Source organism: Ruminococcus gauvreauii, from assembly GCF_025151995.1.
In the GTDB taxonomy this organism is placed as follows: domain Bacteria; phylum Bacillota; class Clostridia; order Lachnospirales; family Lachnospiraceae; genus Ruminococcus_G; species Ruminococcus_G gauvreauii.
In genome coordinates this window covers 408,984-422,618 of record NZ_CP102290.1, presented here as the reverse complement: position 1 = coordinate 422,618, position 13,635 = coordinate 408,984, and the positions used below count along the sequence as shown (strand labels likewise).

At 44.5% G+C, this 13,635-nt stretch carries 16 protein-coding genes; 13 read left to right on the top strand and 3 right to left on the bottom strand.

Features of this window, described 5'->3' with window-relative positions; genetic code table 11:
* The 4 genes from recA (at position 1) to NQ502_RS02020 (ending at position 4,085) form a co-directional block, all read left to right on the top strand.
* Positions 1–1,053 carry a recombinase RecA gene (recA, locus tag NQ502_RS02035; protein ID WP_044983107.1) on the top strand — a complete coding sequence of 351 codons (1,053 nt, stop codon included), beginning with the start codon at positions 1–3 and terminating at the stop codon, positions 1,051–1,053.
* Positions 1,050–1,679, top strand: a complete 630-nt coding sequence (locus tag NQ502_RS02030; protein ID WP_028528087.1) for a regulatory protein RecX — start codon at positions 1,050–1,052, stop codon at positions 1,677–1,679. The genes recA and NQ502_RS02030 overlap by 4 nt, the downstream gene beginning before the upstream one ends.
* A gap of 90 nt (positions 1,680–1,769) precedes the next feature.
* Positions 1,770–3,329 carry a ribonuclease Y gene (gene rny, locus NQ502_RS02025; RefSeq protein ID WP_044983108.1) on the top strand — a complete coding sequence of 520 codons (1,560 nt, stop codon included), beginning with the start codon at positions 1,770–1,772 and terminating at the stop codon, positions 3,327–3,329.
* A 345-nt stretch (positions 3,330–3,674) separates the two neighbouring features.
* Complete coding sequence (locus tag NQ502_RS02020) at positions 3,675–4,085, top strand: hypothetical protein (RefSeq protein ID WP_028528089.1); 411 nt, start codon at positions 3,675–3,677, stop codon at positions 4,083–4,085.
* A gap of 224 nt (positions 4,086–4,309) precedes the next feature.
* On the opposite strand, the gene NQ502_RS02015 is transcribed toward NQ502_RS02020, so the two are convergent.
* Positions 4,310–4,543, bottom strand: coding sequence for a hypothetical protein (locus tag NQ502_RS02015; RefSeq protein ID WP_028528090.1), 234 nt, complete (start codon positions 4,541–4,543; stop codon positions 4,310–4,312).
* A 133-nt stretch (positions 4,544–4,676) separates the two neighbouring features.
* On the opposite strand from NQ502_RS02015, the gene NQ502_RS02010 reads away from it, so the two are divergent.
* Positions 4,677–4,871, top strand: coding sequence for a helix-turn-helix domain-containing protein (locus tag NQ502_RS02010; RefSeq protein WP_327240967.1), 195 nt, complete (start codon positions 4,677–4,679; stop codon positions 4,869–4,871).
* 86 nt (positions 4,872–4,957) lie between these two features.
* Here NQ502_RS02010 and NQ502_RS02005 read toward each other — a convergent pair whose 3' ends face one another.
* Positions 4,958–5,587 (bottom strand): DNA-3-methyladenine glycosylase family protein, encoded by a 630-nt coding sequence (locus NQ502_RS02005; RefSeq protein ID WP_028528091.1) that lies wholly within the window; start codon positions 5,585–5,587, stop codon positions 4,958–4,960.
* A 177-nt stretch (positions 5,588–5,764) separates the two neighbouring features.
* Between NQ502_RS02005 and NQ502_RS02000 the strand changes: the two genes are divergently transcribed.
* Together NQ502_RS02000 and NQ502_RS01995 are read left to right on the top strand one after the other, a co-directional pair.
* Complete coding sequence (locus NQ502_RS02000) at positions 5,765–6,010, top strand: HPr family phosphocarrier protein (RefSeq protein ID WP_044983125.1); 246 nt, start codon at positions 5,765–5,767, stop codon at positions 6,008–6,010.
* A 425-nt stretch (positions 6,011–6,435) separates the two neighbouring features.
* Complete coding sequence (locus tag NQ502_RS01995) at positions 6,436–6,615, top strand: group II intron maturase-specific domain-containing protein (RefSeq protein WP_242830245.1); 180 nt, start codon at positions 6,436–6,438, stop codon at positions 6,613–6,615.
* Between the two features lie 108 nt (positions 6,616–6,723).
* Here NQ502_RS01995 and NQ502_RS01990 read toward each other — a convergent pair whose 3' ends face one another.
* Complete coding sequence (locus NQ502_RS01990) at positions 6,724–6,897, bottom strand: hypothetical protein (protein WP_169579914.1); 174 nt, start codon at positions 6,895–6,897, stop codon at positions 6,724–6,726.
* 73 nt (positions 6,898–6,970) lie between these two features.
* On the opposite strand from NQ502_RS01990, the gene NQ502_RS01985 reads away from it, so the two are divergent.
* The 6 genes from NQ502_RS01985 (at position 6,971) to NQ502_RS01960 (ending at position 13,614) form a co-directional block, all read left to right on the top strand.
* On the top strand, positions 6,971–7,459 hold the full coding sequence (locus NQ502_RS01985) for a MarR family winged helix-turn-helix transcriptional regulator (RefSeq protein ID WP_028528094.1): 489 nt from the start codon (positions 6,971–6,973) through the stop codon (positions 7,457–7,459).
* Positions 7,456–7,644 (top strand): cysteine-rich KTR domain-containing protein, encoded by a 189-nt coding sequence (locus NQ502_RS01980; RefSeq protein WP_083963202.1) that lies wholly within the window; start codon positions 7,456–7,458, stop codon positions 7,642–7,644. The genes NQ502_RS01985 and NQ502_RS01980 overlap by 4 nt, the downstream gene beginning before the upstream one ends.
* Positions 7,645–7,694: 50 nt before the next feature.
* Positions 7,695–9,461 (top strand): ABC transporter ATP-binding protein, encoded by a 1,767-nt coding sequence (locus NQ502_RS01975; RefSeq protein WP_028528095.1) that lies wholly within the window; start codon positions 7,695–7,697, stop codon positions 9,459–9,461.
* Positions 9,451–11,286 (top strand): ABC transporter ATP-binding protein, encoded by a 1,836-nt coding sequence (locus NQ502_RS01970; protein ID WP_028528096.1) that lies wholly within the window; start codon positions 9,451–9,453, stop codon positions 11,284–11,286. The genes NQ502_RS01975 and NQ502_RS01970 overlap by 11 nt, the downstream gene beginning before the upstream one ends.
* A gap of 33 nt (positions 11,287–11,319) precedes the next feature.
* A complete protein-coding gene (locus NQ502_RS01965; protein ID WP_044983109.1) occupies positions 11,320–12,246 on the top strand; it encodes a CorA family divalent cation transporter in 927 nt (308 codons plus the stop codon).
* 63 nt (positions 12,247–12,309) lie between these two features.
* Positions 12,310–13,614: an MATE family efflux transporter gene (locus NQ502_RS01960; protein WP_044983110.1), complete on the top strand. Its 1,305-nt coding sequence runs from the start codon at positions 12,310–12,312 to the stop codon at positions 13,612–13,614.
* Positions 13,615–13,635: the final 21 nt, after the last annotated feature.

The window sequence follows — 13,635 nt, the reverse complement described above, 5'->3', positions numbered from 1 at the left end:
ATGGTAAAGGAAGATAAATTAAAAGCATTGGACGCGGCACTCGTACAGATAGAAAAAAACTACGGAAAAGGTGCAGTGATGAAACTGGGGGATTCAGGCATCAACATGAATGTGGAGACGATACCGACAGGATCCCTGAGCCTCGATGTGGCACTGGGGCTGGGCGGCATACCAAAGGGGCGCGTGGTGGAGATCTACGGACCGGAATCGAGCGGTAAGACTACCGTGGCACTCCATATGGTAGCGGAGGTACAAAAGAGAGGCGGGATCGCAGGATTTATCGATGCAGAGCATGCGCTTGATCCAGTATATGCAAAAAATATTGGCGTTGATATCGACAATCTTTATATCTCACAGCCGGACAGCGGTGAGCAGGCACTTGAGATCACAGAGACGATGGTGCGTTCAGGAGCGGTAGATATTGTGATCGTGGATTCTGTCGCGGCTCTTGTTCCGAGAGCTGAGATTGACGGTGAGATGGGAGATTCTCATGTTGGTCTTCAGGCCCGTCTCATGTCACAGGCGCTCAGAAAATTAACTTCCGTGATCGGAAAATCAGGCTGTGTTGTTATTTTTATCAATCAGCTGCGTGAGAAGGTAGGGGTGATGTACGGCAGTCCGGAAGTCACCACGGGCGGACGTGCGCTGAAGTTTTACTCATCCATCCGTATGGATGTGCGCCGGATAGAGGCGATTAAGCAGAGCGGTGAGGTCATCGGAAACCGTACACGTATCAAAGTTGTGAAGAATAAAATTGCACCGCCGTTTAAGGAGGCGGAATTTGACATTATGTTTGGAAAGGGGATTTCCAGAGAGGCGGATATCCTGGAGCTGGCTGCAAGCAGCGGTGTGATTCAGAAGAGCGGGGCATGGTTTGCCTACGACAATGCGAAGATTGGACAGGGGCGTGAAAACGCGAAGACATATCTGATGGAGCATCCGGAGGTCATGCAGGAGGTGGAGCAGAAGGTAAGAGCGTACTACGGCCTGAATGGCGCAGAGAAGTCAGAGACACCTCAGGAGCCGAAAACAGCGGAGATTGAGACAGAATGATAGTTACCGATATCCGGCCTGTGACGAAGCGGACATACCGCGTGGAAATTGAAGGACAGCTTGCTTTTATCCTGTATAAAGGCGAGCTGTCTCGTTATCGTATCGTCTGTGGGGAGGAGATACAGGAGCAGGAGTTTTCAGAGATCATGAATGAGATCCTGCCGCTTCGGGCCAAGCGATATGCGATGAATCTACTGGTGAAGATGGACCGGACCGAGCAGGAACTCAGAGAAAAACTAAAGAAGAACGGATATCCGGCTGAGGTATCCCGGAAAGCCGTTGACTATGTAAAATCTTACGGCTACATTGACGACGCGCGTTATGCGGAGCATTATTTCGAACGCTATAAGGACAGTTTGAGTGTCAGGCAGATTTCATGGAAACTGAGTCAGAAGGGCGTCGATCCAGGCCTTATTGAGAAGGCCGCCGAAAAGGCTGAACTGACGGATCATGAACAGGTCATCCGTGCGCTGGTTGAAAAGCGAATGAGGAACAGAGACGAAGTGACAGAGAAGGATATCCGGAAGCTGGAAGCCTATCTGGCAAGGCGCGGCTTCTATGGAGAAGAGATCTGGAAGGTCCTGAAAGATTACAGGTTTCGTGTGCAGGAAAAAACGATGGAATAAATCGGCCGCTGTGCTTGACATAATTACCAAAATAATATAAAATTGAAGTGTTGTATTTGTACAATGAAAACTAAATAAGGAGGTGCTCCTGTGGGAACAATTATTATCAGTGTAATTGTTGCTATAGTAATCACGCTGCTTATTGCGGTTCCTATTACTTGCAAGGTTGCGGTTTCCAACAAGGTGAAACAAGATGCCGAAAAAGTTGGTACAGCAGAAGAAAAGGCAAGAAGCATAATAGATGAGGCATTAAAAACGGCTGAGACTAAAAAACGCGAAGCCCTTTTGGAAGCGAAGGAAGAATCTCTCAGAACGAAAAACGAACTGGAGAAAGAAACCAAAGAACGAAGAGCCGAACTGCAAAAGTATGAAAAGCGCGTCCTGTCAAAAGAGGAATCTGTTGACAGAAAATCTGACGCACTTGAACGGCGTGAAGCAGAATACGCAAACAAGGAAGAGCAATTAAGAAAGAAAGAAAAGAAAGTCGACGAATTACATGCACAGGGAGTACAGGAACTGGAACGAATTTCAGGTCTGACCTCCGAACAGGCAAAAGATTATCTTTTAAAAGCTGTTGAAGATGAAGTGAAAATTGACACGGCCAAGCTCTATAAGGAACTTGAGAGCAAAGCCAAAGAGGAAGCCAACAGAAAAGCGAAAGACTACGTGGTGACAGCGATTCAGAAATGTGCTGTTGATCATGTGGCAGAATCTACCATATCAGTAGTTCAGCTCCCCAACGATGAGATGAAGGGTCGGATCATCGGAAGGGAAGGACGTAATATCCGTACACTGGAAACGTTGACAGGTATTGATCTGATCATTGATGATACTCCGGAAGCTGTTGTATTATCGGGCTTTGATCCGATCAGACGAGAAGTCGCACGTATTGCGCTGGAGAAGTTGATAGTCGATGGCCGTATCCATCCTGCGAGAATCGAAGAAATGGTTGAGAAAGCCCGCAAAGAGGTAGAGACCATGATTCGCGAGGAGGGAGAAGCTGCTACCCTGGAAGTGGGAGTTCACGGTATTCATCCGGAACTGATTCGCTTGCTGGGAAGGATGCAATTCCGTTCAAGTTATGGACAAAATGCATTGAAGCATTCCATCGAAGTCGCGCAGCTCGCCGGGTTGTTAGCGGCAGAAGTTGGAGCGGACATACGTACTGCAAAACGTGCAGGGTTATTACATGACATAGGAAAATCCATCGACCATGAAGTGGAAGGATCCCATATTCAGATTGGTGTTGATTTATGTAGAAAATACAAAGAATCCTCGCTTATCATCAATGCGGTAGAGGCACACCACGGAGACGTGGAGCCGGAATCATTGATCGCATGTCTTGTTCAGGCTGCAGATGCAATCTCAGCAGCAAGACCGGGAGCGAGAAGGGAAACATTGGAAACATATACCAACAGATTGAAACAGCTTGAAGATATCACAAACTCCTTCAAAGGGGTAGACAAGTCTTTTGCCATTCAGGCAGGTCGGGAAGTTCGGGTAATGGTATTGCCGGATCACGTAAACGATACGGATATGGTATTACTTGCCAGAGATATTTCAAAACAGATTGAGTCTGAGCTGGAATATCCGGGACAGATCAAAGTGAATGTAATTAGAGAAAGCCGCGTTGTCGACTACGCGAAATAAGTTTCAGACAATTTTTTGAAAGAGCCAAAGAACACGTAAATAAGCTTAAGTTTAGAGTTTATGCGGGTTTGAGGCTCTTTTTGATTTCTTGTATGTCCGCTTAGATTCACATGGCTTTCGCTTACACGGTGTTTGATGTAATTATGGTGTAAAGTGCGACATTTACACGCAACATTTATCTGACGATGAGAATATATAACAGTTTGACTACAAGATTCGACTGATTATGTGAAAAAATATTGAGAGCATATAAAAGCTATGATACAATAATTTTAATAAAACACAGTAAGGGGGAGAGTCCGATGGTTTAGACAAAATAAAAAAACAAGAAAAGGAAGTGTTGTTATGATAAATAAAAAGAAAATAATCTTAACACTCTCCATAATACTTAATGTTATCTTATCTGGTATAGTTGTTTATAATGGTATGAAAATACACTATTATAATTATACCAGTGATATAACAAGTAATGTTGATTGTAATATAGTACAGAAAAATGAAGACGAAATTATTTTTAAAAGGCTTTTATCAACTGATGAACATGGAGAAAATGAATATTTTGTGGCAGATCATAAATTCATATATGAATTTGATGTAATTACAGCAGACAAAGGCATAAATTTAGATGAAAAAATATGTGTTGTTGTTCAGTATAATACATCGGTGGATGTTAAAAAAAAGAATGGAGATACATATATTTACATTCGGGGATTAGTTGATGTTAAAGATTCAAAGTACCCGGGAACCTCCTTATAAATCAATTATTGGTTACATTGCTTCTGCAAATAAACATAGCATGCAGGTCTGAAAAGTGCCGGCGTTGCTGATTTTAAGAGTCCTGTCGGTGAGGCATAAATTAAAGTCTTTGCATACTAAAATAATAGGAAGAGGACTGGAATTTCATTAAATGGAGTTCCAGTCCTTTTTGATGTCGAATTCAAATTCGTAAATGCTAAGATCTCCTTTCGTGTTTCTTTATCCTACGTGATATCCGAATGTCTGCGCAGCTCTGCCATCACCTTCTGATACGTTCCTGCCTTTAAGGAGTCAATCCTGTCGTTTCCTGACAGGTTTGTGATAAAGTCCGGAAAGACCCTCAAAAAAGAGGTCATTTCTGCTTCGTCAATGTTTTTAAGATAGGAAATAAAGAATTCAATATCATCTGCCAGTAGAAAGTTTTTGAGTATAGTATTAATATTTGTTAATTTTTTCAATATTTTCGCCTTTCAATGCCATTGTATTTTATACTGCTTAGTAACTATTTGGTTACCATTATGAATACATTATGACACCAAATGGTAACATAATCAAGAGGTGATCATTTTGTATTTTGAACGGCTTGAAAATATGCGAGTGGATCGCGACTTAACACAACAAAAAATAGCAGATGTCCTCAATTGTCATAGAATTGTATATCACAGATATGAAAAAGGAATTCGTGAAATACCAGTGTGGGCTTTGATACGACTGGCGAAATATTATGACTGTACCGTAGACTATCTGCTGGGTATATCAAATTCTAAACGTCACTTTGGAGAATGAAACTGTAGTACAGATGAATGACGGGAGAAAGAAAGCATATCGGGAATTATATTCGTTATGCTTTTAGTTGCATGCGCCAAGGTGTATCAACTTTTCTTCGTAAGTCCGTTGTCCAGAGCTTTATATAAAAATCTGGCGGCGTAAGATGAATAGGGACTCCATATCCTGCATCGTTCTTTAACATCCTTCGGACTGCATTCCTGTGTATGATACAGCCAGCAGTAAGACTGTAAAAATGCACCGTCCTCGAACGGTAATATATCGGGTCGGTCCAGAACAAAGATCAGATACATTTTTGCCGTCCACATACCGATCCCTTTTATTGAGGTCAGCGCCCTGATGACCGCCTCATCAGGCAGAGAGGAGAGTTTGTACAGATCGAGATCGCGTGAGATCACAGCCTGTGTTAGTTCTGATATTGTATTGGATTTTCTATATGAAATTCCAATTTTTCTTAGCTGTTCGGCATCAATATTACACATGATTTCCGGTGATACGCCCCCACACATATCAATGACTCTCTGGAATAACACATCCGCTACTTTGTTTGACAGCATTTGACCGATAATCGTACTGACGAGGAATGAGTAACCGTCTTCAAAAGGCTGATATTTAATTTCACCGATCAGATCAATCAGTCTGCAAAGGCTGCTGTCCTTTTTAGCGAGATATTGTATTGCCGGTGTTTGGCGGTTTAAGGCGATAAGTTCTCCCATGGTATACCTCCTGTTTCAGAATCCCTGATGATTACAGCCGTTATTTATATTATAACACAGATATTTGCATCTGGTCTGCATAACTTTTAGCTTCCGGTCAATGCTTAAAAATAAGGAACGTCTCTGAACCATTTTTTTGAAGGAGGCGTATGATAAAGACGTATGGAGGAAACAGAGATGCCCAGATATTCAATTGGATTTCATAATACAAAGGAAATGCTTGATTTTGTAAATTTAGCAAACAGATTCGAAGGAGAGATTGACTTAAAAAGCGGTGTACAGGTGGTAGATGGGAAGTCACTGATGGGAGTGCTTGCTATTGCAGAGAGAGACAGAATGGAAATGACGATTTACGGAGAAGATTCCCAGGCATTGCTTGGGGAGATGAAAAATATAGCTGATGTCAAAGAGATCAGGTTTTAGGAAACAGAATACAAAAAATGTGAAAAAACACATCTGCCAGAATCAGCAGGTGTGTTTTTCTAATGCGCCCGGCTGGCGCACGTTCTAACGGGTGTAAGCCTTGAATCCGTCCGGCAGTGGGAAGGATATAGCCGAACATCAAGGTTCTCGCTGTGAGGTTTAAGAGGACTGAAGGAAGGTGCAGGCAAACCTCTGCAACAACGTACAGAAACCATTTACAGGATAAAGCAGGAGGATAAGGCTGGTTAGATAAGTCGAAGTCCGAAAAGCATATCGTGCCGTACATCACAGGGAAACTATTCCTGAAAGTCAATCTCCAGAAAACAGTAGTCAACCACGTAAGCAAAATCAAATACCTTGGCTATGGATGTTACAGAAATAAAGGAAAATACAGGTTGAGGGTACACTCGAAATCAGTGGAAAAGATGAAAAATCGCCTAAAGGAACTCACAACCAGAGGGAACAAGTGGAGTAACCCGGAAAGAGAAGAGAGACTCAGGGAATACACAAATGGGCAGTTTAACTGTTTTCGGTATGCGGACATGAAAAATCTGATGGAGCAAGCGGACGAGTGGCCGCGCCACAGAATCCGGGCGGTGTACTGAAAATAATGAGATCTCCAGCCGCACCGAAACCAAGACCGAGACGGTGATCAATACCACCGACGACGGGCACGGGAATATCGTGGAGATGGAAACCACCGTCACCCGGATTTATCTGTATATCACCGTCAGCCTTAAGACTGCCGTGGTGATGGCGGAACAATATGGGTTCAGTTCCGACCAGTGAAGACAGATGGCGGAGACATCATTTTCTTCGATTGGGATGATAAAGGCGGGCAGGATGGCCGGATCTACACCGTGGAAGGCACACATTTCTCTTGACAAGTTCAGTATCCCAGTATATAATAGTCCAAATAAGTAACTGTTAATAAATTGGACAAATGGAAGGGCAAGCAAAATGAAAGAAAAAAGTATAAAAGAGTACTCCGAGCTGTTTTCAAAAAAGTGGAAGTCTATTGAACGATTATCAGAGGAATATGCAAAAGCTGCGGGCCTAACGCTGATGTCTTTGAATGTATTAAGTATCATTTACGATCACGCGGAAGGCTGCACGCAAAAGTACATTTGCCAGCAGATTCAGTACAACAAGCAAAGTGTAAATATGATTATCAAATCCTTTTGGGAACAGGGATATGTGGAATTGGTGGAAATGAGAGAAGATCGGAGAAATAAGCAGGTGAAATTAAGCGAGAGCGGAAAACTTTACGCGGAGAAAGTGATCGGACTGCTATGGAAAGTTGAAAATGACGCGCTGGAAAACACAACGCCGGAACAGCGAAAAGCACTGATGGCTTTTTTCGAGGCGTATGAGGAGAGCTTTCGCTGCGGGGTTGAAACGTTGTCGGATATGATGAATACATATGAAAGGGCGGGCGATATTCTTTGAACCGGGAGAATTGGATTCTATGCCCTGTTTGTAACAGCAAAACCAGAATAAAGGCAAGGGATGATACGGTGCTGAAAAACTTCCCGCTGTTTTGTCCCAAATGTAAGCAGGAAACGTTAATTGACTTTATAAACTTAAAATTGAAGATTGTTACAGAGCCAGACGCCAAGACGCAGAGCCAATGAAATGTGAAAACATTTTATTGGCTCTTTCTTTTTAGATTGGAGGAATCAACTTGATTAAAATACTGAAAAACCTGACAGTCAGGGAGTTGATGCTTGCCGCCCTAAGCATTGGACTGATTGTGCTGCAGGTATGGCTTGAATTGACCTTACCGGAATACATGGGGAAAATCACGGAAATTATCCAGACATCCGGCAGTGGGATGAATGAAATTTTACTCGCCGGCGGCAGAATGCTGCTCATCACATTAGGGAGCGTTGTGGTTTCCATTATCATTTCCGGGCTTGCGGTGCGCATCGCTACCAATCTTTCTGCCCGGCTGCGGACGAATTTATTTCAAACGGTTCAGTCGTTCACCATGCAGGAAATCAACAATTTTTCTATTCCCAGCCTCATTACAAGAACCACAAACGATATTACGCAGGTTCAGATGCTCATTGTGATCAGCCTGCAAATATTGATTAAATCTCCGATTTTGGCGGTATGGGCCATTGTGAAAATTATGGGAAAAAGCTGGCAGTGGTCCATGGCGGCCGGTGTTGCCGTAGGGGCGCTGATTCTTGTATCCGTCGTCATGATTGCCCTTGCGATTCCGAAATTCAAAAAGCTCCAACAGCAGACCGATGATTTGAGCCGCGTTTCCAGAGAGAACCTGACCGGAATCCGGGTTGTCCGCGCCTATAACGCGGAGGCGTATCAGGAGGATAAATTTGCAAAGGCCAATGATGCCTTCACCCGCACCAATCTGTTTTCCAACCGCTTAATGGCTGCGCTGATGCCTTCTATCGAACTGATTATGAATGGCCTGACTTTATCTGTTTACTGGATCGGCGCTGTTTTGATTTCCGGAGCGGCGCTCATGTCAAGACTTACTGTTTTTTCCGACATGATGGTGTTCTCCTCCTATGCGATTCAACTGCTTATGGCGTTTATGATGCTGGCGATGGTTTTGATTCTGATTCCCCGGGCCAGCGTATCCGCAAACCGTATCTGCGAGGTTTTGGAAACAGATCCGGCCATCCGGGACGGCACCATTGACAGCCTGCATACGGCTGCGCCCGGCGAGGTGGAGTTTCAGCATGTCAGCTTTAAATACCCGGATGCGGAGGATTATGTACTTGAGGACATCAGCTTTCGGGCAAGTAAAGGAGAAACCGTGGCCTTTATCGGAGCAACCGGCTGCGGTAAAAGCACCGTAATCAATTTGATTCCACGGTTTTACGACGCCACGGAGGGCGAGGTCTATGTGGATGGCGTCAATGTCAAGGAATTCAAGCAGGCTGCCTTGCGCAATAAGATTGGATATGTTTCTCAAAAAGCGATTCTTTTTCAGGGAAGCGTCGCCTCCAATGTGTCCTTTGGCTCAAACGGAGCTGGAGGGGTAAGCAAGGAGGCAGTGGTTTCCGCTATTTCCACAGCGCAAAGCACAGACTTTGTGGAGGGGATGGAGGCTTCCTATGAAAGCTATGTAGCGCCCGGAGGCTCCAATCTTTCCGGCGGACAAAAGCAACGGCTCTCCATTGCAAGGGCCATTGCGAGAGAACCGGAAATCCTGATTTTTGACGACAGCTTTTCCGCCCTTGACTATAAAACCGACAGGCTGCTTCGAAATGAACTGCGGCAGCGGGCGGCTGACACCACCGTCATTATTGTGGCGCAGCGAATCGGCACCATTAAAGACGCCGACCGAATCATCGTCCTGGAGGAAGGCAGAATTGCCGGGGCGGGCACTCATCGCGAATTGATGAAAACCTGCGATGTGTACCGGGAAATTGCCTATTCGCAGCTTTCAAAGGAGGAACTGGAAAATGAGCAGTGAAAAATATAACAAAAGCCAACATGCTGAAACGGTGGAGACCTCTGATTTTTCCGAGATGGGCGGAACCGCCCAAAAGGCTAAAAATGCGAAAAGAACGGTGAGAATGCTGTTTTCTTACTCAAAAAAATATTTGGCCGGTATCGCCGTAGCGGTGATTGCCGCCATGGCGGGAACCGTAATTGCCCTTGTAGGCCCTGAAAAGTTAAAAGACCTGACTAATCTGATTACAAAGGGTATCGGGGCGAGCATCGATATGCCCGGCGTTGTTAAAATAGGCTTGCTTCTGGTTGGGCTCTATGTAATAAGCGCCCTTTTGAATACCCTCCAGGGCTGGATTATGGCAACGGTTACGCAAAGAATATCCCAAAAAATGCGAACCGACATCAGCCAAAAAATAAACCGGCTTCCCATGTGGTTTTATCACAAAAATACCACAGGCGATATTTTATCCCGGATTACCAATGATGTGGATTCTCTCGGACAGAATTTGAATAACAGCGTCACAACGATTGTGACCTCTCTTACCATGCTGGCCGGTTCTTTGATTATGATGTTCCTTACAAACTGGATGATGACCGTTACGGCCATCGCCTCGGTTGTCATCGGCTTTGTGTTCATGCTGCTTATTATGAGCAAATCGCAAAAGCATTTTGAAAACCAGCATAAGTATCTGGGGCAGATTAACGGGCACATTGAAGAAACCTATACCGGGCACACGGTCGTAAAAGCCTATAACGGCGAGCAGCAAATGTATGAGCCCTTTAAAAGCCTGAATAAGGAACTGAAAAAAAGCAGTTTTATGGCGCAGTTTCTTTCCAGCCTGATGATGCCCATTATGACCTTTGTGGATAATATCGGTTATGTGGCCGTCATGGTTGTGGGTGCTGCCTTGGCGCTGAACGGAACCATCTCCTTCGGGGTAATCGTCGCGTTTTTGGCCTATATCCGCTATTTTACCCAGCCCATTACCCAAATAGCCCAGCAGGCGCAGGGGCTACAGATAGCGGTTGCCGCAGGGGAACGCGTATTTGAGTTTTTAGATGCGGAGGAAATGCCGGAGGAAAAAGAGAAGCGGATACAGCTTCCTCCTGTAACCGGTCATGTGGAATTCAAAAATGTAAAATTTGGATACGAAGGCACCGGCAAGACCATTATCCATAACTTCTCCGCGGTAGCCAAACCCGGACAAAAAATTGCCATCGTAGGCCCTACCGGCGCGGGCAAAACGACGCTGGTCAATCTGCTGATGCGCTTTCATGAAATTAATGACGGTGAAATTTTGATTGACGGCGTTCCTACAAGCCGGATGACAAGGGAGCAGGTCCATTCCCTCTTCTGTATGGTGCTTCAGGACACCTGGCTGTTTGAGGGAACGATTCGGGAAAACATCGTTTACAACAAGCAGGATGTATCGGATGAAATGTTGAAGCAGGCGTGCAAGGCGGTTGGCCTGCACCATTTTATCCGAACGCTCCCCAATGGGTACGATACGGTAATCAATGATAAAGTCAATCTATCTGCCGGCCAGAGGCAGCAGATCACCATTGCACGAGCCATGATCGACGATGCGCCTATGCTGATCTTAGATGAGGCCACAAGTTCGATTGATACCAGAACAGAGCTGCTGATTCAAAATGCCATGGACAAGCTGATGCAGGGGCGCACATCGTTTGTCATTGCACACCGGCTTTCCACGATTAAGAATGCGGATGTGATTCTGGTGCTGAAGGACGGCGATATTATTGAAAGCGGCAGCCATACGGAGTTGATGGAAAAGGGCGGGTTTTATGCCGAACTTTATAATAGTCAGTTCGAGGTGGCTTAGGCGAAAGTTGGGTATGCAAGAAAGGAGTTTCTAATGATGAATGTGAATAACTTTGTATGTGAGCCGGATTTAGACCTGTCAACAATTGACAGAAATGAAGAAAATCTGATCATAGTAGACCGTAAGAATCTAATAAAAGTTGAGCGGTATATTGGCTTTCCCCTTGAAAAGGTGTTGGCAGATAGTGACGAGTTTCCTGTCATTTTTAACTCCGGAGACGGATATGATTCCTTTTCTTTTGTTTTTCTGGATGGGAATCAGATGAATATGGATTTTGAAAAAATTTCTCTGATCCTCATGGAAAAGCTGCTGGTCATCGTGATTAACAGTCAAAGTCTGCATCGAATGGCCAAAAGTGAGTTCGTGGAAGAGTTTGTCTCTGGCAGTACAACCACAATGTATATGACTTTTATGGAATTGATTTTTTATGAAATGTCCGGGCAGTTGCGCGAATATGAAGCTCACTTGTATTATATGCGATCTCAGCTTATTACCGGCGGGCGGGAGTATCGGATCGGTGAGATTATCCATGAGAGAGAAATGTGTCTAACGCTTAAAAAGTATACGCGTCAATTGCTTTTATCCCGCGAGGCCCTGAAGCGAAACAGCAATAATCTCATCCCCGAAAAGGAAATGCGAATACTTCCCAATATTTGCGCCAAGATCGGCCTATTAAGCGAGATAGCGGACCACCTCACGGAACTATCGGCACACTTGATGGAACTATATCGCAGTACGGTCAGCACAAAGAGCTTTCATGCCTTCTATAAATTAACCGTTTTCAGTTTTTTTGCCACGCCCATGATTGTCCTGTCTGGAATATATGGGATAAATTTTATCAACCGGCTTGAACTTCTTCGTCCGTTTGGCTTTTTTCTCGTGCTGGGGGTTACGCTGGGAATTTCATCTATCATTTTTCTGCTCTTAAAAAAATGCTTCTATAAACAAAATCTTTCTTAAATGTTATGAAGAAAGGTGCAAATGGATTTCTTACAGAATTGCAACATGATTGGAGGAAAAGGAATGAATCAGAGAAAGCAATTAAAAAAATATATTATTCCGGCTATTGTCAGCAATATTGCGTTTTTTATCCTGACAATCGTAGACGGAATGTTTGTGGGAAACGGCGTTGGAACAGACGCACTGGGAGCAATCAATATGGCCATGCCCTTTGTTATGCTGGCCGGCGCTCTGTCTGCTTTATTTGCCGTGGGCGGTGTAGCGGTTGCGGCGATTCGTTTTGGACGTGGAGATGAATCGGGCGCAAATCAAGCTTTTATGCACTCCATAACAGCGAACCTTATCGTCTTTGCCATCTTCTCCATTGTTGGAATAGGATTTTCAGACAAAATTGCGAATTTGCTCGGGGCAAATGCCACGTATCACGGCATGGTGTCCGAATACATTCGCAACTATTCCCTATTTCTGATTCCTGCGGGGCTGAATCTTTGCCTTTCGAGCTTTTGCAGAAATGACGGCAATCCTAAAATCTCGACCATTGCCGCTATCGTCTGCACCGCCGTAAATATTTTTGCAGACTGGCTGTTTGTATTCCCCTTACAAAAAGGCGTTGGCGGAGCCGCTATTGCGACAGGTATCGCCCAGACAATCGCCGTTCTTGTTTTACTGACGCATTATTTTGGCAAAAAAGGAAAGCTGCGTTTCAAAAAATTCCAAGTTCATTTTGCGTTGTATCGAAAAATTATGCTGCGTGGCTTTCCGGAAATGGTGTCGCAATTTGCCGCTCCCATCACAACGGTTTGTATGAACTCCGTATTGATCCGGATGGGCGATGTTTATGTCAATGCGTATTCCGTAGCGGCCTATGCCGGCGCGCTGTTTGCGGCGATGATGTATGGATTATCGACAGGCTTACAACCGCTTTTCGGATCGAGCTATGGTGCAAAAGATGAAAAAAGTCTGCGCTATTTTTTGAGAAGCGGAATTGCCATGAGCGCCATTGGCGGGTTGGTTATCTTCGCCGCCACTTTCCTAATTGGAAAGCCGGTCTCTCTCCTTTTTGGTGCAAATCCGGCGGCAATCGAGGTGGTATCCAACATTTTGCCTAAGTATTGCCTGAACTTTGTCTTTGCCGCGATTAGCGCGGTATTGGCCTCCTATTTATTTTCGACGAAACGGACGAATTATGCAATTACTCTGAATGTTTGCAGAAGCATTTTAATTAATTCTGCATGCATCCTGCTCCTTCCTATGCTGTTCGGAAATAGTTTTGTGTGGTACACCTTAGCGGTATCGGAAGCGATATGTTTGCTCATAGCCGCTGTCCTTTGGAAATATTCCGAAAGGAAAGGAATCGTATATCGTTAATTGAAAATTTTGAATGTTAGA

Bases quoted from the DNA above. Each gene is read 5' to 3' on its own strand.
- NQ502_RS02010 (WP_327240967.1), top strand. From the start codon at position 4,677: ATGCGAGTGGATCGCGACTTAACACAACAAAAAATAGCAGATGTCCTC.
- NQ502_RS01960 (WP_044983110.1), top strand. From the start codon at position 12,310: ATGAATCAGAGAAAGCAATTAAAAAAATATATTATTCCGGCTATTGTC.
- NQ502_RS02005 (WP_028528091.1), bottom strand. From the start codon at position 5,587: ATGGGAGAACTTATCGCCTTAAACCGCCAAACACCGGCAATACAATAT.
- NQ502_RS02030 (WP_028528087.1), top strand. From the start codon at position 1,050: ATGATAGTTACCGATATCCGGCCTGTGACGAAGCGGACATACCGCGTG.
- NQ502_RS02000 (WP_044983125.1), top strand. From the start codon at position 5,765: ATGCCCAGATATTCAATTGGATTTCATAATACAAAGGAAATGCTTGAT.
- NQ502_RS01970 (WP_028528096.1), top strand. From the start codon at position 9,451: ATGAGCAGTGAAAAATATAACAAAAGCCAACATGCTGAAACGGTGGAG.
- NQ502_RS01995 (WP_242830245.1), top strand. From the start codon at position 6,436: ATGAAAAATCGCCTAAAGGAACTCACAACCAGAGGGAACAAGTGGAGT.
- NQ502_RS02020 (WP_028528089.1), top strand. From the start codon at position 3,675: ATGATAAATAAAAAGAAAATAATCTTAACACTCTCCATAATACTTAAT.
- NQ502_RS01985 (WP_028528094.1), top strand. From the start codon at position 6,971: ATGAAAGAAAAAAGTATAAAAGAGTACTCCGAGCTGTTTTCAAAAAAG.
- NQ502_RS01965 (WP_044983109.1), top strand. From the start codon at position 11,320: ATGATGAATGTGAATAACTTTGTATGTGAGCCGGATTTAGACCTGTCA.
- recA (WP_044983107.1), top strand. From the start codon at position 1: ATGGTAAAGGAAGATAAATTAAAAGCATTGGACGCGGCACTCGTACAG.